Annotated in this window: 17 protein-coding genes and 1 pseudogene; 12 read left to right on the top strand and 6 right to left on the bottom strand. The window is 73.1% G+C overall.

Features of this window, described 5'->3' with window-relative positions:
* Positions 1 to 157: 157 nt before the first annotated feature.
* On the bottom strand, positions 158 to 811 hold the full coding sequence (locus QFZ82_RS18050) for a phosphatase PAP2 family protein (RefSeq protein WP_307714153.1): 654 nt from the start codon (positions 809 to 811) through the stop codon (positions 158 to 160).
* A 175-nt stretch (positions 812 to 986) separates the two neighbouring features.
* On the opposite strand from QFZ82_RS18050, the gene QFZ82_RS18045 reads away from it, so the two are divergent.
* Complete coding sequence (locus QFZ82_RS18045; RefSeq protein WP_307714152.1) at positions 987 to 1,796, top strand: hypothetical protein; 810 nt, start codon at positions 987 to 989, stop codon at positions 1,794 to 1,796.
* A gap of 77 nt (positions 1,797 to 1,873) precedes the next feature.
* Here QFZ82_RS18045 and disA read toward each other — a convergent pair whose 3' ends face one another.
* The gene (gene disA / locus QFZ82_RS18040) at positions 1,874 to 3,025 is read right to left on the bottom strand and encodes a DNA integrity scanning diadenylate cyclase DisA (protein WP_177149505.1); all 1,152 of its coding nucleotides are present in this window, start codon (positions 3,023 to 3,025) and stop codon (positions 1,874 to 1,876) included.
* An 81-nt stretch (positions 3,026 to 3,106) separates the two neighbouring features.
* Positions 3,107 to 4,501 carry a DNA repair protein RadA gene (radA, locus tag QFZ82_RS18035; RefSeq protein ID WP_307714151.1) on the bottom strand — a complete coding sequence of 465 codons (1,395 nt, stop codon included), beginning with the start codon at positions 4,499 to 4,501 and terminating at the stop codon, positions 3,107 to 3,109.
* Between the two features lie 205 nt (positions 4,502 to 4,706).
* Here radA and QFZ82_RS18030 point away from each other — a divergent pair, with 205 nt between their 5' ends.
* A complete protein-coding gene (locus QFZ82_RS18030) occupies positions 4,707 to 6,380 on the top strand; it encodes a hypothetical protein (protein ID WP_307714150.1) in 1,674 nt (557 codons plus the stop codon).
* A 112-nt stretch (positions 6,381 to 6,492) separates the two neighbouring features.
* On the opposite strand, the gene QFZ82_RS18025 is transcribed toward QFZ82_RS18030, so the two are convergent.
* Complete coding sequence (locus tag QFZ82_RS18025) at positions 6,493 to 7,344, bottom strand: hypothetical protein (protein WP_307714149.1); 852 nt, start codon at positions 7,342 to 7,344, stop codon at positions 6,493 to 6,495.
* A gap of 40 nt (positions 7,345 to 7,384) precedes the next feature.
* On the opposite strand from QFZ82_RS18025, the gene QFZ82_RS18020 reads away from it, so the two are divergent.
* From QFZ82_RS18020 to ilvD, 4 genes are all read left to right on the top strand, one after another.
* Positions 7,385 to 8,317, top strand: coding sequence for a Ppx/GppA phosphatase family protein (locus tag QFZ82_RS18020; protein ID WP_307714148.1), 933 nt, complete (start codon positions 7,385 to 7,387; stop codon positions 8,315 to 8,317).
* A gap of 22 nt (positions 8,318 to 8,339) precedes the next feature.
* On the top strand, positions 8,340 to 9,185 hold the full coding sequence (locus tag QFZ82_RS18015; RefSeq protein WP_307714147.1) for a sugar phosphate isomerase/epimerase: 846 nt from the start codon (positions 8,340 to 8,342) through the stop codon (positions 9,183 to 9,185).
* Between the two features lie 30 nt (positions 9,186 to 9,215).
* Positions 9,216 to 9,842 (top strand): TetR family transcriptional regulator, encoded by a 627-nt coding sequence (locus QFZ82_RS18010; protein ID WP_307714146.1) that lies wholly within the window; start codon positions 9,216 to 9,218, stop codon positions 9,840 to 9,842.
* A gap of 128 nt (positions 9,843 to 9,970) precedes the next feature.
* A complete protein-coding gene (gene ilvD, locus QFZ82_RS18005; protein ID WP_307714145.1) occupies positions 9,971 to 11,824 on the top strand; it encodes a dihydroxy-acid dehydratase in 1,854 nt (617 codons plus the stop codon).
* Positions 11,825 to 11,860: 36 nt separating this feature from the next.
* Here ilvD and QFZ82_RS18000 read toward each other — a convergent pair whose 3' ends face one another.
* Positions 11,861 to 14,011 (bottom strand): serine/threonine-protein kinase, encoded by a 2,151-nt coding sequence (locus tag QFZ82_RS18000; RefSeq protein WP_307717757.1) that lies wholly within the window; start codon positions 14,009 to 14,011, stop codon positions 11,861 to 11,863.
* 151 nt (positions 14,012 to 14,162) lie between these two features.
* On the opposite strand from QFZ82_RS18000, the gene QFZ82_RS17995 reads away from it, so the two are divergent.
* The 6 genes and pseudogenes from QFZ82_RS17995 (at position 14,163) to proC (ending at position 17,880) form a co-directional block, all read left to right on the top strand.
* Positions 14,163 to 14,471, top strand: coding sequence for a peptidase (locus QFZ82_RS17995; RefSeq protein WP_307714144.1), 309 nt, complete (start codon positions 14,163 to 14,165; stop codon positions 14,469 to 14,471).
* Between the two features lie 31 nt (positions 14,472 to 14,502).
* Positions 14,503 to 15,036 carry a hypothetical protein gene (locus QFZ82_RS17990; protein WP_307714143.1) on the top strand — a complete coding sequence of 178 codons (534 nt, stop codon included), beginning with the start codon at positions 14,503 to 14,505 and terminating at the stop codon, positions 15,034 to 15,036.
* A 17-nt stretch (positions 15,037 to 15,053) separates the two neighbouring features.
* Positions 15,054 to 15,332: pseudogene (locus QFZ82_RS17985) on the top strand (class I SAM-dependent methyltransferase); the annotation flags it as partial.
* A 134-nt stretch (positions 15,333 to 15,466) separates the two neighbouring features.
* Complete coding sequence (locus QFZ82_RS17980) at positions 15,467 to 16,234, top strand: ABC transporter ATP-binding protein (protein ID WP_307714142.1); 768 nt, start codon at positions 15,467 to 15,469, stop codon at positions 16,232 to 16,234.
* Positions 16,231 to 16,968: an ABC transporter permease gene (locus QFZ82_RS17975; protein WP_307714141.1), complete on the top strand. Its 738-nt coding sequence runs from the start codon at positions 16,231 to 16,233 to the stop codon at positions 16,966 to 16,968. Before QFZ82_RS17980 ends, QFZ82_RS17975 begins: the two co-directional genes overlap by 4 nt.
* A 102-nt stretch (positions 16,969 to 17,070) precedes the next feature.
* Complete coding sequence (gene proC, locus QFZ82_RS17970; RefSeq protein WP_307714140.1) at positions 17,071 to 17,880, top strand: pyrroline-5-carboxylate reductase; 810 nt, start codon at positions 17,071 to 17,073, stop codon at positions 17,878 to 17,880.
* A gap of 54 nt (positions 17,881 to 17,934) precedes the next feature.
* On the opposite strand, the gene trpS is transcribed toward proC, so the two are convergent.
* On the bottom strand, positions 17,935 to 18,930 hold the full coding sequence (gene trpS, locus QFZ82_RS17965) for a tryptophan--tRNA ligase (protein WP_307714139.1): 996 nt from the start codon (positions 18,928 to 18,930) through the stop codon (positions 17,935 to 17,937).
* Between the last annotated feature and the right edge of the window lie 147 nt (positions 18,931 to 19,077).

Raw genomic sequence — 19,077 nt, 5'->3', positions numbered from 1 at the left:
CCCCGGCGGCCGGGGGACGCATGCACCCGCCCCGGGCGGGCCCGCGCGGCGGCCGCGGAGGGCCCGCCCGGCTCCACGCGCCTGGCGGGGAGCGGGCGCCCAGGGAGCGCGCACGCCGGGCCCGTGCGGGGAGCGGGCGCATCCCGCACGCCCCGCGTCACGGCACCCGGGCCGCGTGAGTCGTCTCGTGGGCGGGCCGCGGGAGGGGGCCGGGGCCTGCGAACCAGAGCACGATTCCGATGCGGCTCGCGCGCATGGCGCCGAGCAGCGCCCGGACCGGGCGCAGCAGGGCCGTCGCGCAGACCGCCGCGACGAGCGCGCCGACCACCAGGCCCGTCAGCACGTCGTGCGGGTAGTGGACTCCGACGAAGACCCGGGAGAAGGCCATGAGCAGCGCCATCGGCAGCGTCAGCACCGCGATCCGCGGCCACGCGATCGCCAGCGCCACGGCCGCGGCCCCGGCGATGGCCGAGTGGTTGCTCGGGAAGGACCAGTCGCCGTACGGCGGACAGGGCACCAGCGACGCGGCGGCCTCCGTGACCGTGCGGCACGGACGCTCCTCGTCCACCAGGGACTTGAGGGATTCGCTGACCACGTAGCCGGCCGCCGTCACCAGCGGTGCGAGGACGGCGAGCGCTATCGCGCGCAGCTCACCGGTGCGCGACCGCCACCAGGCGACGAGGAACAGCACGCCGAAGAGCAACAGCCCTGCTTCCGTCCAGAGTTCGGCGAGGTGCCGCACCCAGGAGGGCGTGGTGTGGGCGAAGTCGATGATGTCGCGGTAGAGAGCGCGTGTGATGCTGCTGTCCATGGTCACGGACCGTATCGTCCCAGGCGGTCCGGTCACCCTTCGCGATCGTCCCGAGCGACTCCCGACGGAAGTCATGGCCTTGCGGGACGCGGCCCGTGATGATGATCAGCAGAACTTCGTTCCAGGGCGGCGGGTGGGGCGGGAGTTGGGCACGTTCTCTCGTAGAGTTCGGTCCGTGGGATCTCTGCGCAATCCGATCGGGCCGCTTCCCTCCTCCATCTACTGGCGACGGAGGGCAGTCGCGGCGTCACTGGTCGCGCTGCTCGCGGTGCTGATCGTGTGGGCCGTCACGTCCGGCGGGGACGACGACGGCAAGAACACCGCGGACGGCAAGGGCCCGGCCCCCGCGCACTCGATCACTCCCGGACCCGACCAGTCCGGTCCTGCGATCAGCCAACAGCCCGGCGGGCGTGACGAGTCGGGCGGCGGTACGAGCGGTTCCGGCGGCGCGGGGGGCTCCGGCGACGGCTCCGCGAGCCCCGGCGGCGCGAGCGGCGGGGACGGTGCCACCACGGGTGGCCCCGGCACCACGGGCGGCGCCTCGCAAGGCGCCCCCGGCGTACACGTCCCGGCCGGTTCGGACCTCCCCAACTGCGCGCCCGGCGCACTGCGGTTGACCCTCAGCACCACTGAGGTGTCCTACGCGCCGGGTGAGAAGCCGGCGTTCAGGCTCGTCGTCGCCAACTCGTCGCCCACGACGTGCAAGGCGGACTTCGGACCGAAGGCCGCGGTGTTCACCGTCACCGACAGGGAGGACAAGGACGTGTGGTCCTCGGGCCACTGCCCGCGCACGGCCCCGTCCCGGTTCCTGAGCGTCCCCGGCAACGGGACGATCACGCACACCGTCCAGTGGGACAGGAAGCGCAGCGCGCCGCAGTGCCCGACGACGTCCCCGGGCGGCGCGGCTGCGGGCACCTACCTCGTCGAGGTCGCGTTCCCGGGCGTGAAGGTGCTGCCCGCGTCGTTCCGCCTCGACAAGGACTGAACGGCCGGCCGCAGAGTCGCCGGGCACGGGCGAGGGGCCTCACGAACAGGTCGTGAGGCCCCTCGCCCGTACACGTCTCAGACGTACCGCTCCAGGATCGACGACTCCGCGAGCCGCGACAGGCCCTCGCGCACGCTGCGCGCCCGCGCCTCGCCGACGCCGTCCACGGCCTGGAGGTCGTCCACGCTGGCGGCCAGCAGCTTCTGCAGTCCGCCGAAGTGCTCGACGAGCCGCTCGATGATCGCGCCCGGCAGCCGGGGCACCTTCGCCAGCAGGCGGTAACCCCGCGGCGAGACCGCGGAGTCCAGGGTCTCGGGCGAGCCGCTGTAGCCCAGCGCCCGTGCCACGACGGGCAGTTCGAGCAGCTCGGTGTGGGTGAGGGCGTCCAGCTCCGCCAGCGCCTCGTCCACCGTGCGCGAGCGCTGGCCGCCCCTCCCGGGCGCGGCTCTGGGGGACGTCGGCTCGGGCACGTAGTCGCGGACGACCAGCTCGCGCTCGGGCTCCACGCCCGCGATCAGTTCGTCGAGCTGGAGCGCGAGGAGGCGGCCGTCGGTGCCCAGCTCCACCACGTACTCGGCGATCTCGGTGGCGATCCGGCGCACCATCTCCAGGCGCTGCGCGACCGCCGTGACGTCCCGGACGGTGACCAGGTCCTCGATCTCCAGCGCCGACAGCGTGCCCGCGACCTCGTCGAGGCGGAGCTTGTAGCGCTCCAGGGTGGCCAGCGCCTGGTTGGCCCGCGACAGGATCGCGGCGGACTCCTCCAGGACACGGCGCTCCCCGTCCACGTAGAGCGCGATCAGCCGCATCGACTGGGACACGGACACCACCGGGAAGCCGCACTGGCGCGAGACCCGGTCCGCGGTGCGGTGGCGGGTGCCGGTCTCCTCGGTCGGGATGGAGGCGTCCGGGACCAGCTGGACACCGGCCCGGTGGATCTTGGAGATGTCCTTGTCGAGGATCAGCGCGCCGTCCAGCTTGCACAGCTCGCGCAGCCGGGTCGCGGTGAACTCCACGTCCAGCACGAAGCCGCCGGTGCACATGGACTCGACGGTCTTGTCCATGCCGAGAACGATCAGTCCACCGGTGTTCCCCCTCAGGATGCGCTCCAGGCCGTCGCGCAGGGCGGTGCCCGGGGCGACCGCGCTCAGGGCGGCGCGGATCAGCGCTTCGTTGCCCGTGCCTTGGCCGGACTTTCCGGGTGCTGCTGCCCCGTCCTTGGCTGCCACTGCACTCCTCCGGCTCGTACGGGTGGGCGAGACCAGGGCAAAGTCTACCGGCGAGCCTCGTCGCCCCGGGGGGCGTACGCCTCAGGCGCCGTCGGGAGCCTTCCGGCGGACGCGTGGGAGCACCCGCAGAGCATCCCCCATGTCGGCGACTTCCGTGACCCTCATGCCCGCCGGGATCTTGCCCGGATCGGACGGCACCAGGGCGTGCGTGAAGCCGAGACGCTGCGCCTCGGTGAGCCGCCGCTGGACGCCCGTCACCCGTCTGACCTCGCCGGCGAGTCCCACCTCGCCGATCGCGACCAGGTTCTTCGGCAGCGGGGTGTCGCTCGCCGCCGACGCCAGCGCGAGGGCGATCGCGAGGTCGGCGGCGGGCTCGGAGAGCTTCACACCGCCGACCGTCGCGCTGTAGATGTCGCGCTTGCCGAGCGCGGAGATCCGGCCCCGCTGCTCCAGGACCGCCAGCATCATCGACACCCGCGAGGTCTCCAGACCCGAGGTGGTGCGCCGGGGGGAGGGGATCTGCGAGTCGACCGTCAGCGCCTGCACCTCGGCGACGAGCGGGCGGCGGCCCTCCAGGGTGACCGTCAGACAGGTGCCGGGGACGGGCTCGTCGCGGCGGGTGAGAAACAGGCCCGAGGGGTCGGCCAGGCCGGTGATGCCCTCGTCGTGCAGCTCGAAGCAGCCGACCTCGTCCGTCGCCCCGTACCTGTTCTTCACGCCGCGGACGAGGCGGAGGCGGGCGTGCCGGTCGCCCTCGAAGTGGAGCACCACATCGACGAGATGCTCCAGCAGCCGGGGACCCGCGATCGCGCCGTCCTTCGTCACATGGCCCACCAGCAGCGTGGACATACCGCGCTCCTTGGAGGCGCGGATCAGGGCGGCCGCGACCTCGCGGACCTGGGCCATGCCGCCGGGCGCGCCGTCGATCTCGGGGGAGGCCACCGTCTGCACGGAGTCGAGGATCAGCAGGGACGGCTTGACCGCGTCCAGATGGCCGAGGACCGCGGACAGGTCCGTCTCCGCCGCCAGGTAGAGGTGGTCGTGCAGGGCCCTGATCCGGTCGGCGCGCAGCCTGACCTGGCTCGCGGACTCCTCGCCCGTCACGTACAGCGTGCGGTGGTCGTCGCTCGCCGCCTTGGCCGCGACGTCGAGCAGCAGCGTCGACTTGCCGACGCCCGGCTCACCCGCGAGCAGCACGACGGCACCCGGCACGAGACCGCCGCCGAGGACCCGGTCGAGCTCGTCCACGCCCGTGGAGCGCGCGGTCGCCTGCCGGCCGTCGACCTGACCGATGGGCAGCGCGGCGGTGGAGACCCGGCCGGCGGCCGTGGTGCGGACGGCGGGCGCGCCGTACTCCTCGACCGTGCCCCAGGCCTGGCACTCGGGGCAGCGGCCGAGCCACTTTGCGGTGGTCCAGCCGCATTCGGTGCAGCGGTAGGACGGCCGGTCCTTCGCGGATTTCGTACGGGCAGCCATGCGCAAACCGTAGCGGGGCCCACTGACAGCCCTGCCCGGCGCCCGCTGCCAAGGGCGCGCTGCCCGGCGCGCAGCGCGAAACAGTGGGCACCCGGGGCGCGGAACCTGTCCCTTCTGTCCTCCCTCCAGGGAACGGTTCACCCGTATGGATTAAAAGTGCTCAAGGGGTACGAACAGGGTCCAGCGCTGCCCCTACGGTCACGGAGTGACGAGCAGCAGGCTGGAAACCCCTACCCACATCACCGGCGCACACCGCGCACACCGTCGCGCGCCCCGTCCGTCCGCCGAGCGACCGCCCGCGCGCTACGAGCCGCATCTCGACGGCCTGTTCACCTACTGCCTCTCCGTGCTGTGCGACCACGACGCGGCGACGGCGGTCCTCGGTGACGTCCTCGCCATCGCCGAACGGCAGCACGGACGCTGCCCGTCCGGCGAGGCCGAGCGGAGGGCCTGGATGTACGCGCTCGCGCGCTGGGCCTGTCTGCGCCGGCTCAGCGAGCAGCGCCGCAGGCGCCAGGGCTCCCACACCGGACGGCCCGCCGTCGGCGGCGAGCCCGCGCCCCGCGTCGCCCCCGAGGCCGCCGAGCGCCGCCACGCCGAACTGGCCCTGCTGGCCTGGCCCGAGGCCGCCGGCACCACTCCCGAGCAGCGCGAGGCCCTCGAACTGGCCGTGCGCCACGGCCTCGGCCCGGCCGCCGTCGCCTCGGTCCTCGGTCTCGGCGAGGTCGCGGCCCGCGAGCTGCTGGCCGCCGCGGCCTGCGAGGTGGAGCGCACCCGGGCCGCGCTCGCCGTCGTCGAGACCGGCAACTGCCCGGCCGTCGCCCGGCTCACCGGCGACAACCGCGTCCTGCTCTCGGCCGCCCTGCGCCGTGAGCTCGTGCGTCACGTGGACGACTGCCCCCGCTGCCGTCGCGCCGCCGAGCGCGCCGGCGCCCGGGGGCCCTGGCCCGGCTCGTCCGTCACACCGGCCGCGCTGCCCCTGGTCGAGGCGCCGCGCGCCGCCGCGTACGTCGCGATGCGGCACGTCCCGCGCGCCCGCGCCGGCGCCCCGCGCTTCGGCCCGGACGGCTTCCCGCTCGATCCCAAGGACCACGCCGCCCGGCGCGACCGGATGCGCGCCCGCGTGGTGACCACCACGGTCGTGGCCACCGTCGTGGCCGCGCCGGTGCTCGCCCTGTGGGCGGCGTACCGGGGGGCGCCGCTGACCGGTGAGGGCCATCGCGGGCCGGTCATCAGCGCCGGCGACCAGGACGCCTCGGCCGAGGGCGACCCGTACGGTCATTACGAGCACGCGGGCAACGCGAGCGCGACGCCCGACCCCCGTTTCACGGCCGACCGCCACACGTCCGACGTCTCCGTCGAGGTGGTCAGCACGGGCACCCCCGCCCCGCCCTCCGCTTACGGGCGGGGCCCGGGCAGGCTCACGGTCGAGGCGCAGCCCGCCGGGGACACCACCGTCATCACGCTCATGGCGTCCGGCGGCGCCCCGGTCGACTGGTCGCTGTGGACGGACGTGCCCTGGCTGCGCACCACGCGCTCGTCCGGCACTCTTTACCCCGGCGAAACGATCACTCTGTACCTCACCGTCGACTCCTCGCGGGAGCCGTCCGGCTACTGGCGCGCGCAGGTCGGCATCGAGCCGGCCGGCGCGGTCGTGGCGATCCACGGCCGCGGGGCGACCAGCCCGCCGCCCTCCTCGCCCGACCCGACCCCCACGCCGCCGTCGAGCCCGCCGCCCTCCAGCCCCCCGCCGTCCTCGCCGGACCCGACGCCGCCGACCTCTCCGCCGCCGTCCTCGCCCGATCCGTCCGACCCGCCCACGTCACCGCCCGCGTCGGAACCGCCGTCCGAGCCGGCGACCCCGCCGCCCTCGGACTGACCCGGCCGAAACGGTCCTCCGCGGCGTCCCCCCGGCATTCCGCACACCGAGGGGCGTGCCACCCGGCGGCCCCGGCGCCGAGGGGCGGGCCGCCGTCCGTCCGGCCCGCCCGTCAGCGGGGCTTCGGGTCCGCCGGGTGCGGCGCCACCAGCGGAAGCGACGACGCCAGACGCGCCTCGCACAGCTCCACCAGCACGTCGTACGCCGCCTTGCCCATCAGCTCGGTCAACTCCGGGCGGTACGTCACGTACACGGGCTCGCCCGCGCCGTGCGCCGACGTCGCCGACGTGCACCACCAGTGCAGGTCGTGCCCGCCCGGGCCCCAGCCCCGGCGGTCGTACTCGCCGATCGACACCTGCAGCACGCGGGTGTCGTCCGGCCGGTCGATCCACTCGTACGTACGCCGCACCGGCAGCTGCCAGCACACGTCCGGCTTGGTCTCCAGCGGCTCCCGGCCCTCGCGCAGCGCGAGGATGTGCAGCGAGCAGCCCGCGCCGCCCGCGAAGCCCGGGCGGTTCTGGAAGATGCAGGAGCCCTCCCAGCGGCGCGTCTGGCGCTCACCGTCCTCGTCCTGCTGCACCCAGCCGGTCCGGGTGCCGACGTCGTGGAACTGCCACAGGTCCGGCGTCAGGCGTGCCACGTGCTCCGCCACACGCTGTTCGTCCTCCTCGTCGGAGAAGTGCGCGCCCAGCGTGCAGCAGCCGTCGTCCGCCCGCCCGGCCTGGATTCCCTGGCACCCGCTGCCGAAGATGCAGCTCCAGCGTGAGGTGAGCCACGTCAGGTCGCACCGGAAGACCTGTTCGTCGTCGGCGGGGTCGGGGAACTCCACCCATGCTCGGGGGAAGTCCAGGCCCTTTTCGTCGGGCTCGGTCTTCTTCGAGGCGCGCTTGTCGTGGTTGTCGGGCCGTTCGGACCTCGTAGCGGGCGCTGCTTTGCCCGGCTTCGCCTTTTTCGTCTTTGGCACGGCTCCAGCGTATGCGCGCGACCGCAGTAGCGTTCCGCCCATGAGACTCGGAGTCCTCGACGTCGGTTCGAACACGGTTCACCTGCTGGCGGTGGACGCCCACCCCGGCGCCCGCCCCCTTCCCGCGCACTCCCACAAGGCGGAGCTGCGTCTCGCCGAGCTGCTCGACGAGGGCGGCGCCATAGGCGAGGAGGGCATCGAGCGGCTGGTCCACACCGTCGCCGACGCGTTGCAGGCCGCCGAGGACAAGGGCTGCGAAGAGGTTCTCTCCTTCGCCACCTCCGCCGTGCGCGAGGCGACCAACGCGGACACGGTCCTGTCCCGGGTCAAGGCCGAGACGGGTGTCGAGCTGACGGTCCTCTCGGGCGAGGAGGAGGCGCGTCTCACGTTCCTCGCGGCCCGCCGCTGGTTCGGCTGGTCGGCCGGGAAGCTGCTCGTCCTCGACATCGGCGGCGGCTCGCTGGAGATCGCGTTCGGCATAGACGAGGAGCCCGACGCCGCCGTCTCCCTGCCGCTCGGCGCGAGCCGGCTGACCGCGGGACTGCTGCCCGGCGACCCGCCGGACCCGCAGGACGTGAAGTCGCTGCGGCGCCATGTGCGCGCCGAGATCGCCCGCGTCGTCGGCGAATTCAGCCGGCTGGGCCCGCCGGACCACATCGTCGCCACCTCCAAGACCTTCAAGCAGCTGGCCCGCATCGCGGGTGCGGCCCGCTCCGGCGAGGGCCTCTACGTCCAGCGCGTGCTGAGTCGTTCGTCACTCGTCGGCTGGGTGCCCAAGCTCGCCGCCATGACCGTGGAGCAGCGCGCCGGCCTGCCCGGCGTCTCCCCGGGCCGGGCCCGTCAGCTGCTGGCAGGAGCCCTGGTCGCGGAGGGGGCGATGGACCTCTTCGGCGCCGAGGAACTGGAGATCTGCCCCTGGGCGCTGCGCGAGGGCGTCATCCTGCGGCGCCTCGACCATCTGCCGACCGCCTAGCGCCTGCCTTTAGGCTGTCTCCGTGGCAGAACCAGTCGTGCGCATCCCGGATGCGAAGGTTGTCCTGTCGACGGCTTCCGTCTATCCGGAGTCGACGGCGACCGCCTTCGAGGTCGCCGCGCGCCTCGGCTACGACGGGGTCGAGATCATGGTCTGGACGGACCCCGTCAGCCAGGACATCGAGGCGCTGCGCAGGCTCTCGGACTACCACCAGGTCCCCATCCACGCCGTCCACGCCCCGTGCCTGCTGATCACCCAGCGGGTCTGGTCCACCGATCCGTGGGTCAAGCTCCAGCGGGCGCAGGCCGCCGCCGAGAAGCTGGGGGCATCCACGGTGGTCGTGCACCCGCCGTTCCGCTGGCAGCGGCAGTACGCGCGCGACTTCGTCCGCGGCATCTGGCGCATGGCGGACGAGACGGACGTCCGGTTCGCCGTGGAGAACATGTACCCCTGGCGCTACCGGGACCGGGAGATGCTCGCGTACGCCCCCGACTGGGACGTCACCAAGGACGACTACCGGCACTTCACCATCGACCTGTCGCACACGGCGACCTCGCGGACCGACACGATGGCGATGGTGGACCGGATGGGCGACCGGCTCGGCCATGTGCACCTGGCCGACGGCAAGGGGTCCGCGAAGGACGAGCACCTGGTGCCCGGCCGCGGCGACCAGCCCTGCGCCGAACTGCTGGAGCGCCTGGCCGGCAACGGCTTCGACGGCCACGTCGTCATCGAAGTCAACACGCGGCGCGCCATGTCCGCCGCCGAACGCGAGGCCGACCTGGCGGAGGCGCTGGCCTTCACGCGGCTGCACCTGGCCTCCGCGGCCGCGTCGCGCGTCCACGGCGGGACCGGTAGGACGCGATGACGGGCACGACGCGATGACCGGTACGGCCCGATGACCGGCGCGGCGCCCCGGCGGCGCGGGCGGCCGGCCCGCAAGGCGGCCGACGAGGGGCCCGGCGCGCGCGAGCGGATCCTCCAGGCGGCGCGCACCGAGTTCGCCGAGCGCGGCTACGACAAGACGACGATGCGCGGGATCGCGCGGGCCGCCGGGGTCGACGCGGCGCTCGTGCACCACTACTTCGGCACCAAGGACGACGTCTTCGCCGCGGCGATCGAGGTCTCCTTCGAGCCCGCGCTGGCCATCCCCGTGATCCTCGGCACGAGCACCGAGGGCATCGGCGAGCGGCTCGCCCGCTACTTCATCGGCGTCTGGGAGAACCCGGTGACCCGTGCCCCCCTGCTCGCCATCATCCGTTCCGCGCTGACCCACGAGGCGGCGGCGACGGTGCTGCGCGGGTTCGTCCTGCGGCGGCTGCTGGAGCGGGTCGCGGGCGACCTCGACGTACCGGACCCGACCTTCCGAGCCGAGCTCGCCGCGTCGCACATGATCGGTATCGCGATCCTGCGTTACGTGATCAAGGCGGAGCCGCTGGCCTCGGTGGACACGGAGGAGATCGTGCGGATGGTGGCGCCCACGCTGCAGCGCTACCTCACGGACCCCGGCCCGACCGGGGCCTGAGCGGACCAGGAGCCGAGCCGACCGAGGACTGAGCCGGGCGTCCCGCATTCCGGACACGCTGTCCAGATCTTGGAGCGGCGGCGTACGCTCGAGACAGATACACCCATCACGACGAGGAGCGAGCGACGATGCCCGAGCTGAGGTCCCGCACTGTCACCCACGGCCGCAACATGGCGGGCGCCCGCGCCCTTATGCGGGCCTCCGGTGTACCGGGCGCGGACATCGGCCGCAAGCCGATCATTGCCGTCGCCAACTCCTTCACGGAGTTCGTTCCGGGCCACACCCACCTCCAGCCGGTCGGCCGGATCGTCTCCCAGGCGATCAGCGAGGCGGGCGGCATCCCGCGCGAGTTCAACACGATCGCCGTCGACGACGGCATCGCCATGGGCCACGGCGGCATGCTCTACTCGCTGCCCTCGCGCGACCTGATCGCCGACTCCGTGGAGTACATGGTCGAGGCGCACTGCGCCGATGCCCTGATCTGCATCTCCAACTGCGACAAGATCACCCCAGGCATGCTGAACGCGGCCCTGCGCCTGAACATCCCGACGGTCTTCGTCTCCGGCGGCCCGATGGAGTCCGGCCGGGCCACCCTGGTCGACGGCACCGTCCGCACGCTCGACCTGGTCGACGCGATGTCGGACGCCGTCAACGACAAGATCTCCGACGCGGACATGCTCCGTATCGAGGAGAACGCCTGCCCGACCTGCGGCTCCTGTTCCGGCATGTTCACCGCCAACTCGATGAACTGCCTGACCGAGGCCATCGGCCTCTCCCTGCCGGGCAACGGCTCGACGCTGGCCACCCACACCGCCCGCCGCGCCCTGTACGAGAACGCCGCCCGTACGGTCGTCGAGCTCACCGACCGCTACTACGCCCAGGGCGACGAGTCGGTCCTCCCGCGCAACATCGCCACCATGGCCGCCTTCGAGAACGCCATGGCCCTCGACATCGCGATGGGCGGCTCGACCAACACGATCCTGCACCTGCTGGCGGCGGCCCAGGAGGCGGGCGTCCCCTTCGGCCTGGAGGAGATCGACGCGGTCTCCCGCCGGGTGCCGTGCCTCGCCAAGGTCGCGCCGAACGTCGCGAAGAACCGCACGTACTACATGGAGGACGTCCACCGCGCCGGCGGCATCCCCGCCCTGCTGGGCGAGCTGCACCGCGCCGGGCTGCTGAACGAGGACGTGCACAGCGTCCACAGCCCCTCGCTCGCCGACTGGCTGAAGACGTGGGACGTGCGCGGCGGCTCCCCGTCCGCGGAGGCCGTCGAGCTGTGGCACGCGGCCCCGGGCTGCGTCCGCTCCGCCGAGGCCTTCTCCCAGTCCGAGCGCTGGGACACCCTCGACGAGGACGCCGAGGGCGGCTGCATCCGCTCCGCCGAGCACGCCTACTCCAAGGACGGCGGCCTGGCGGTGCTGAAGGGCAACCTGGCCGTCGACGGCTGCGTCGTGAAGACAGCGGGCGTCGACGAGTCCATCTGGACCTTCGAGGGCCCGGCCGTCGTCTGCGAGTCGCAGGAGGAGGCCGTCGAGAAGATCCTCAACAAGCAGGTCACGGACGGCGACGTGGTCGTCATCCGCTACGAGGGCCCCAAGGGCGGCCCCGGCATGCAGGAGATGCTCTATCCGACGTCCTTCCTCAAGGGCCGCGGCCTCGGCAAGACCTGCGCCCTGATCACCGACGGCCGCTTCTCCGGCGGCACGTCCGGCCTGTCGATCGGTCATGCCTCCCCGGAGGCCGCGTCCGGCGGCACCATCGCCCTCGTCGAGGACGGCGACCGCATCCGCATCGACATCCCGGGCCGCTCGATCGAGCTGCTGGTCGACGAGGCCGAACTGGCCCGCCGCGAGCAGGCGCTGGGCGGGGCGTACGCCCCGAAGTCCCGCGAACGCAAGGTCTCGGCGGCGCTGCGCGCCTACGCGGCGATGGCGACGAGCGCGGACAAGGGCGCGGTGCGGGACGTCTCCAAGCTGGGCTGACCCGCCCGTATCGCAGTCACCGGGGACCCGGCGCGCTCACCAGCGCGCCGGGTCCTTCGCGTCGACGGCGAAGACGGACCCGTCGGGGGCGGTGGCGAAGACCGTGCCGGGCGCGGTGACGGGGGCGGGCAGCAGGGCCGCGTACGTGAACCGCCCGTCGTCCATCCGGGGCCTGGTCTGGCCGGTCAGCGTGCCGCGGGCGACGTCGACGGCGAGCAGCCGCCCGTCACCGGCCGACACGTACACGAAGCGGTCGTCGGCCGCCGGCCGGGACAGGTGGGTCACCGCCGTCTCCAGGCGCCACAGCTGCGCGTCCCCGGCCGGCCGGGACGTGTCGACCGCGAGGAGCGAACCGCCCGCGCCCGACAGGTAGACGACGGACCCGGCGACCGTGGCCTGCGCCTGGTCGACGGGGGCGGCCAGCGGGACACGGCTGACGGCGCGGTCCTCGGACGCCGTGTCCACACGGACCACGGCGTCGGTGAACCCGTCCGCGTCGGACGAGAGCAGATACAGCGAACCGTCCACGGCCCCCGCCGGGGTCAGCGAGCCCTGGAGCCGCTCGCTCCACAGCCGCCGGCCGCTCGCCGGATCGATCGCGCCGACGCGTGTGGTCGTTCCGTCCGCGGAGAGCGTCGCGTCGAACGCGGGACCCTCGCCGTCCGCGGCCCGGACCCACTGCGTGCCCGGCCCGCCGAGCCGCTTACGCCACCGGTCCGCACCCGTCGCGGCGTCGACGGCCCGCACCTGCCCGCCCTCCGTGACCAGCAGCACGACGTCACCGAGGGGACGCACCGCGGCGTACGCGGAGATGCCGAGGTCCCACCGCACCGCGCCGGTCGCGGGGTCGAGCGCTTCGTGGCGGTCGCCGCCCGCCGTGACGACGTGCAGCAGGCCGCCCGCGAGTACGGGCTCCTGACCCGCGTCGCCCTGCCCCCGGGCCGTCCGCGGACCCGCGCTCCCCGCCGACCAGTCGGTGCTGCCGTCGGCCGGGTCGAGCCGTACGGCTCCGGTGCCGGGAGCCGTGCAGAAGAGGGCAGGGCCGGCCCCGGTGCAGACCGGGGTCCGGTTCTCGCCGTCGCCGCGGTGCAGTGCCACGCTCCAGGGGCGGAAGGACTCCTCGGCGCGCGGTGCCGCGCGGCCCGGTCCCGGATCGTCCGACGTGGCGGCGACGGTCACGACCGCACCGGTGGCCAGCACGGCGAGGCCGGCGGCGACGGCCGCCCACCGGGCCCGGCCGCGGCGCTTCGCACCGGCCTTCCCTCCGGGGGCGGCCTCATCCGCCGCAGGGAGCCGCCTCTCCCGCTGCTCCGGTCCACGCTGCGCCGGTATGTAGGCCTGGGTGTCGCACGCCGACGACGGCGACGACGCGCGCAGCGCCACCATCAGCTCGTACGGCGTGGGCCGCTCGCGCGGGTCCTTGGCCAGGCAGCTGCGCAGCAGCGGTACGAGATCCTCCGGCACGCCCGCCAGATCGGGCTCGTTGTGCACGACCTGGTACGCCACGATGTAGGGGCTGTCGGAGTCGAACGGGCCGCGCCCGGTCGCCGCGTGCACGAGCACGGCGCCCAGCGCGAACACATCGGCCTCGGGCCCGACTTCACGCGGGCGCTGGAACTGCTCGGGAGCCATGAACGGCGGCGTCCCGATCAGCTTCCCGGTCTCCGTGCGCAGATCGCTGTCCGAGGGACGGGAGATCCCGAAGTCGATGACTTTCGGTCCGTCAGGGGCCAGCAGCACGTTGCTGGGTTTGAGATCCCGGTGCACCACGCCGGCGCGATGGATGTCGCGCAGGGCCTCGGCGAGCCCCGCGCCGGCCCTGCGCAGCTCCGCCGCATCCAGGGGGCCGTTCCGCTTGACCCGGTCCGACAGCGTCGGACCGTCGATGAACAGCGTGGCCATCCACGGGCGTTCGGCGTCGGGGTCGGCGTCCACGACCGGTGCCGTGAACGCGCCGCTGACCCGGCGGGCGGCGGCGACCTCCTGGCGGAAACGCGCCCTGAACTCGGGGTCCGAGGCGTGCTCGGCGTGAATGACCTTGACCGCGAGCCGCAGGCCCGAAGCGGAGGTGGCGAGGTGGACGACGCCCATGCCGCCGTTGCCGAGGCAGGCCTCGAGGCGGTACTGCCCGGCATATTCCGGATGCTCCGCTTCCGGGAACCACCCGGTACTGCGCAGCGGTGGCATCTCCCACCCCCGTCTGATGGTGCGCACGCGCGACGCTCGGAGCCTAGTCGATGATGCGTACGATCCAGCCATGGCTTGCTAGCCTGCGCGCGGCGAGTCACGCCGCTTTCACACGACGTGCATCAGACGTGCATCAACGGGGGAGAACTCGATGGCTGTTGAGGAAGTACAGGGCGAAGAGGCCGGGACCGAGGCCGTGGAGACCTTCACGGTCAAGCGCTACCCGGTCGCACCGGGCGTCCGGCTGAACGTGCGCTCCGGCCCCGGTACCCAGTACCGGCTCATCCGGGTGCTGCCGTACGGCGCGAGCGTCCCGATCAACTGCCAGAAGCCGGGCGAGACGATCACCGGCCCCTACGGCACCACCAACATCTGGGACAACATCGCCAACGGCGAGTTCGTCTCCGACGCCTACGTCCAGACGGGCAGCGACGGCTACGTCACCATCCGCTGCTCCTGACCCGCACCCACGCCGCGGGGATAATCGACCCGTGAGCGAGCACACCGAGAGCCCCGGCGACAGCACTGGCACCGGCAGCGGCACCGGCCCGCGGCCCGAGCCCATCCGTTACTTCGGCACCACCTGGGTCGAGCACGACGGGGGCTACGTGCTGCGCCGGGCCGCCGTCGGCGCCGGGGCGCTCGTCACCGCCTTCGCCGCCGCGCTCGTGCTGCGCTTCGCCTACCAGGGCCTGGCCATCGCCGAGGTCGGCGGCTTCGTGAACGTCCTCGTCGTCGTCATGTTCGCCGTCTGCAGCGCCATCGCCTTCCGCAAGACCTGGGAGAGCTTCGGCCGGCGGCCGACCGGCTCCGCATCCGAGGACTCGCTGCGCAGCCTCAAGGCGATCGGCTTCATCGGCTCCCTCATCGCCTACTCCCTGCGCTGCCTGACGGAAGCACCCGGCGAGCAGCTGCGCCGCGCCGAGTACGAGACGGCGCTCCGGCAGTACGAGAAGCGCCGCGGCAGCCGCTCCGGGAACCCGGCGGCCCGCGCCCGCCGGAGCGGCGGATCCCGGCGCAACTAGCCGCCCCCGTGGGAGGGATGAGAGGCATGACGGATTCCGATCGGTCCCGGCGTGCCCTCTCCTTCGACACCGCGGCGGACCAGTACGACGCCGCCCGCCCCGGCTATCCGCCCGCCCTCTTCGACGCCGTCGAGGAATTGTCCGGCCGCCCGCTCACCGGCGCCCGGACCGTGGACGTCGGCGCCGGCACCGGCATCGCCACCCGGCTGCTGCGCGAGCGCGGCGCGCGCGTCACCGCCGTGGAGCCGGGCGCCGCGATGGCCGACCGGTTCCGCCGGTCGCTGCCCGGCGTGCCCGAAGAGGCGTACGCCGTCGACCTCACGGTCATCCGCCTCCCCGCCTGAGCCCTGTCCTGCTGGCCCGCCCCGACCTTCCCCTGTCCTTGCCCCCTCCTTGACGCCCAGGCACCGCCAGGCGCATTATTCATCGCATGATGAATTCCTCTGGCGTCGCGGTCCTGGCCCGCGGCCTCACCGTCGTACGAGGAGACCGCACCGTCCTCCGCGGCCTCGACTTCACCGTCCTGCCCGGCCGCATCACCGGACTCCTCGGGCCCTCCGGCTGCGGCAAATCGACCCTCATGCGCGCCGTCGTCGGTACCCAGGCGAAGGTCACCGGCACCCTAGAAATCCTCGGCCGCCCGGCCGGCGACGCCGGACTGCGCTCCCGGATCGGCTACGTCACCCAGGCGCCCTCCGTCTACGACGACCTCACCGTCCGCCAGAACCTCGACTACTTCGCATCCGTCCTGCTCCCCGGCCGGGCCCACCAGGACGCCCGCGAGGAGTACGTCGCGCGCGCCGTCGCCGACGTCGACCTCACCTCGCACGCCGACGCCCTCGCCGGCCGCCTCTCCGGCGGTCAGCGCAGCCGCGTCTCGCTCGCCGTCGCCCTGCTCGGCACGCCCGAGGTCCTCGTCCTCGACGAACCCACCGTCGGCCTGGACCCCGTCCTGCGCCGCGACCTGTGGGACCTCTTCCACCGCCTCGCCGACGACCGCGGCGCGACGATCCTCGTCTCCTCCCACGTCATGGACGAGGCCGAGCGCTGCCACCGGCTCATGCTCATGCGCGACGGCGAGATCCTCGCCGAGGACGCCCCGGACGACCTGCGCGCCCGCACCCGCACCGAAACCGTCGAAGCGGCCTTCCTCCACCTGGTCGACGAGGCCGACGCCCTCCAGGAGGACGCCCGATGAGCACAGCCCGCACCCTCGCCACAGCCGCCCGCGTCCTGCGCCAGCTCCGCCACGACCCGCGCTCCATCGCCCTGATGCTGCTCGTGCCGTGCCTGATGCTCCTGCTGCTGCGCTACGTCTTCGACGGCAGCCCGCGCACCTTCGACTCCATCGGCGCCTCGCTGCTCGGCATCTTCCCGCTCATCACGATGTTCCTGGTGTCCTCCATCGCCACCCTGCGCGAACGCACGTCGGGCACCCTGGAACGACTGCTCGCCATGCCCCTCGGCAAGGGCGACCTCATCGGCGGATACGCCATGGCCTTCGGTCTCGTCGCCGTCGTCCAGTCCCTCCTCGCCACCGGGCTCGCCCTGTCGGTCCTCGGCCTCGACGTCGTCGGCTCGCCCTGGCTGCTGCTCCTGGTCGCACTCCTCGACGCGCTGCTCGGCACGGCACTCGGCCTGTTCGTATCCGCCTTCGCCGCCTCCGAGTTCCAGGCGGTCCAGTTCATGCCGGCCGTGATCTTCCCGCAGCTGCTGCTGTGCGGCCTGTTCACCCCGCGCGACCAGATGCAGCCCGCCCTCGAAGCCATCTCGAACGTGCTGCCCATGTCGTACGCCGTCGATGCCATGAACGAGGTCCTGCACCACACCGACACCACCGCCGCCTTCCTCCGCGACGTCCTGGTCGTCGCCGCCTGCGCCGTCCTCGTCCTCGCCCTCGGCGCCGCCACCCTGCGCCGCCGCACCGCCTGAACCGTCCCGGCCGTGCCCGCCACGTGGACGGCCGCGGCACGCCACCGCCCCCGGTGAAAGGATGTGAGCGCACGCATCCCGACCGGCGAGGTGAACAGAGCCATGACCCAGACAGTCGCAGTCCTCGGTACGGGCAAGATCGGCGAGGCCCTGCTCAGCGGCATGATCCGCGCCGGCTGGCACCCCGCCGATCTGCTGGTCACCGCCCGCCGTCCCGAGCGTGCCGAGGAGCTCCGCACCCGTTACGGGGTCGAAGCGGTCACCAACGCCGAGGCGGCCAAGCGCGCCGACACCCTCATCCTGGCCGTCAAGCCCCAGGACATGAGCAAGCTCCTCGACGAGCTCGCCCCGCACGTCGCCGCCGACCGGCTCGTCATCAGCGCCGCCGCCGGCATCACGTGCTCCTCCATCGAGGAGCGTCTGGCCGCGGGAACCCCCGTCGTCCGCGTCATGCCGAACACCCCCGTCCTCGTCGACGAAGGCATGTCCGTCATCTCCGCCGGCAGCCACGCCACCACCGAGCACCTCGTGCACGCCGAGGAGATCTTCGGCGGCGTCGGCAAGACCCTGCGCGTCCCCGAGTCCCAGCAGGACGCGGCCACCGCGCTCTCCGGCTCGGGCCCGGCCTACTTCTACTTCCTCGTCGAGGCGATGACCGACGCCGGCATCCTCCTCGGCCTCCCGCGCGCCCAGGCCCACGACCTCATCGTCCAGGCCGCCATCGGCGCCGCGGTGATGCTCCGCGACAGCGGCGAACACCCCGTGAAGCTCCGCGAGGCCGTCACGTCCCCGGCCGGCACCACGATCAGCGCCATCCGCGAACTGGAGAACCACGGCGTTCGCGCGGCCCTCATCGCCGCCCTCGAAGCCGCCCGCGACCGCAGCCGCGAGCTCGCCTCCGGCAACGGCTGACCGCCTCGTACGCGGGCCGCCCGCCATGAACGGCGGCGGCCCGCGCTCACCGCTTCAGGCCGGCAGCAACCCGATCGCGCGATAGGCGGCGTCGACCGTCGGACGCGCCATCCCTCTGGCCCGGTCGGCGCCCTTGCGCAGCACCTCGTCGATGTACGCCGGGTCGGCCGCCAGCTCGGCGTGGCGCACCCTGACCGGCCGCAGCACCTCCACCACCGCGTCGGCGACGTCCTTCTTCAACGCGCCGTACGAGCCGTACTCCCCGGCCAGCTCCTTCGGATCGTGCCCGGTACAGGCCGCCATGATCTCCAGCAGATTGGTGACACCCGGCCGCTCCTCCCGGTCGTACGCGACCTCGCGCCCGCTGTCCGTGACCGCACGCATGACCTTCTTGCGCACCACGTCCGCCTCGTCGAGCAGGTACACGATCCCGGCGCCGACCTCGTGGGACTTGCCCATCTTCGACGTGGGGTCCTGCAGATCCATGACCCGTGCGGCCACCGGCGGATGTGTCACCCGCGGCACGGTGAAGGTGTGCCCGTACCGCTGGTTGAACCGGACCGCGAGGTCCCTGGTCAGCTCCACATGCTGGGTCTGGTCCTCACCGACCGGCACCTCGTCGGTCCGGTACGCCAGGATGTCCGCCGCCATCAGCGCCGGATAGGTGAGCAGCGAGAGCCGCACGCTCTGCCCGGACTCCCGAGCCCGCGCGCTCTTCTCCTTGTACTGGATCATGCGCCGCAGCTCGCCGTCGGTGGCCGTGCACTCGAGGATGTACGAGAGCCGCGCGTGCTCGTCCACATGGCTCTGTACGAAGAGCGTGCACAGTTCCGGGTCGAGCCCCGCGGCCAGCAGCAGCGTCGCCGCCTGCCGGCTGAGCCTGCGCACCCGTGCTGGATCGTGCTCGATGGTCAGCGCGTGCAGATCGACGACGCTGAACAGGGAGTCCGACCGGTGCTGGTCGATCTCGACCCAGCGTCGCATCGCCCCGAGGTAGTTGCCGAGGGTCAGGTGCCCGGTCGGCTTGACGCCGCTGAAGATCCGCTTCATTCCGTACTCCACTCCGTGTCGGGTCGGAGCCGCCGCTGCCGCGGCCGGACCCCCGGAGTGGGGAAACGCGAACGGCCGCCGAAGCGGCGGCCGTTGAAGAGCATGCGCAGGTGCCGGCCGCCGTCAGGCGGCCCACCAGAGATTGGG

The sequence above is a fragment of the Streptomyces sp. V4I23 genome (genome assembly GCF_030817975.1).
GTDB lineage: Bacteria > Actinomycetota > Actinomycetes > Streptomycetales > Streptomycetaceae > Streptomyces.
This window is presented reverse-complemented; position numbering and strand designations above follow the sequence as displayed.

Bases quoted from the DNA above. Each gene is read 5' to 3' on its own strand.
- QFZ82_RS18050 (WP_307714153.1), bottom strand. From the start codon at position 811: ATGGACAGCAGCATCACACGCGCTCTCTACCGCGACATCATCGACTTC.
- radA (WP_307714151.1), bottom strand. From the start codon at position 4,501: ATGGCTGCCCGTACGAAATCCGCGAAGGACCGGCCGTCCTACCGCTGC.
- QFZ82_RS18020 (WP_307714148.1), top strand. From the start codon at position 7,385: ATGAGACTCGGAGTCCTCGACGTCGGTTCGAACACGGTTCACCTGCTG.
- QFZ82_RS18010 (WP_307714146.1), top strand. From the start codon at position 9,216: ATGACCGGCGCGGCGCCCCGGCGGCGCGGGCGGCCGGCCCGCAAGGCG.
- ilvD (WP_307714145.1), top strand. From the start codon at position 9,971: ATGCCCGAGCTGAGGTCCCGCACTGTCACCCACGGCCGCAACATGGCG.
- QFZ82_RS18000 (WP_307717757.1), bottom strand. From the start codon at position 14,011: ATGCCACCGCTGCGCAGTACCGGGTGGTTCCCGGAAGCGGAGCATCCG.
- QFZ82_RS17995 (WP_307714144.1), top strand. From the start codon at position 14,163: ATGGCTGTTGAGGAAGTACAGGGCGAAGAGGCCGGGACCGAGGCCGTG.
- QFZ82_RS17980 (WP_307714142.1), top strand. From the start codon at position 15,467: ATGATGAATTCCTCTGGCGTCGCGGTCCTGGCCCGCGGCCTCACCGTC.
- QFZ82_RS17975 (WP_307714141.1), top strand. From the start codon at position 16,231: ATGAGCACAGCCCGCACCCTCGCCACAGCCGCCCGCGTCCTGCGCCAG.
- proC (WP_307714140.1), top strand. From the start codon at position 17,071: ATGACCCAGACAGTCGCAGTCCTCGGTACGGGCAAGATCGGCGAGGCC.
- trpS (WP_307714139.1), bottom strand. From the start codon at position 18,930: ATGAAGCGGATCTTCAGCGGCGTCAAGCCGACCGGGCACCTGACCCTC.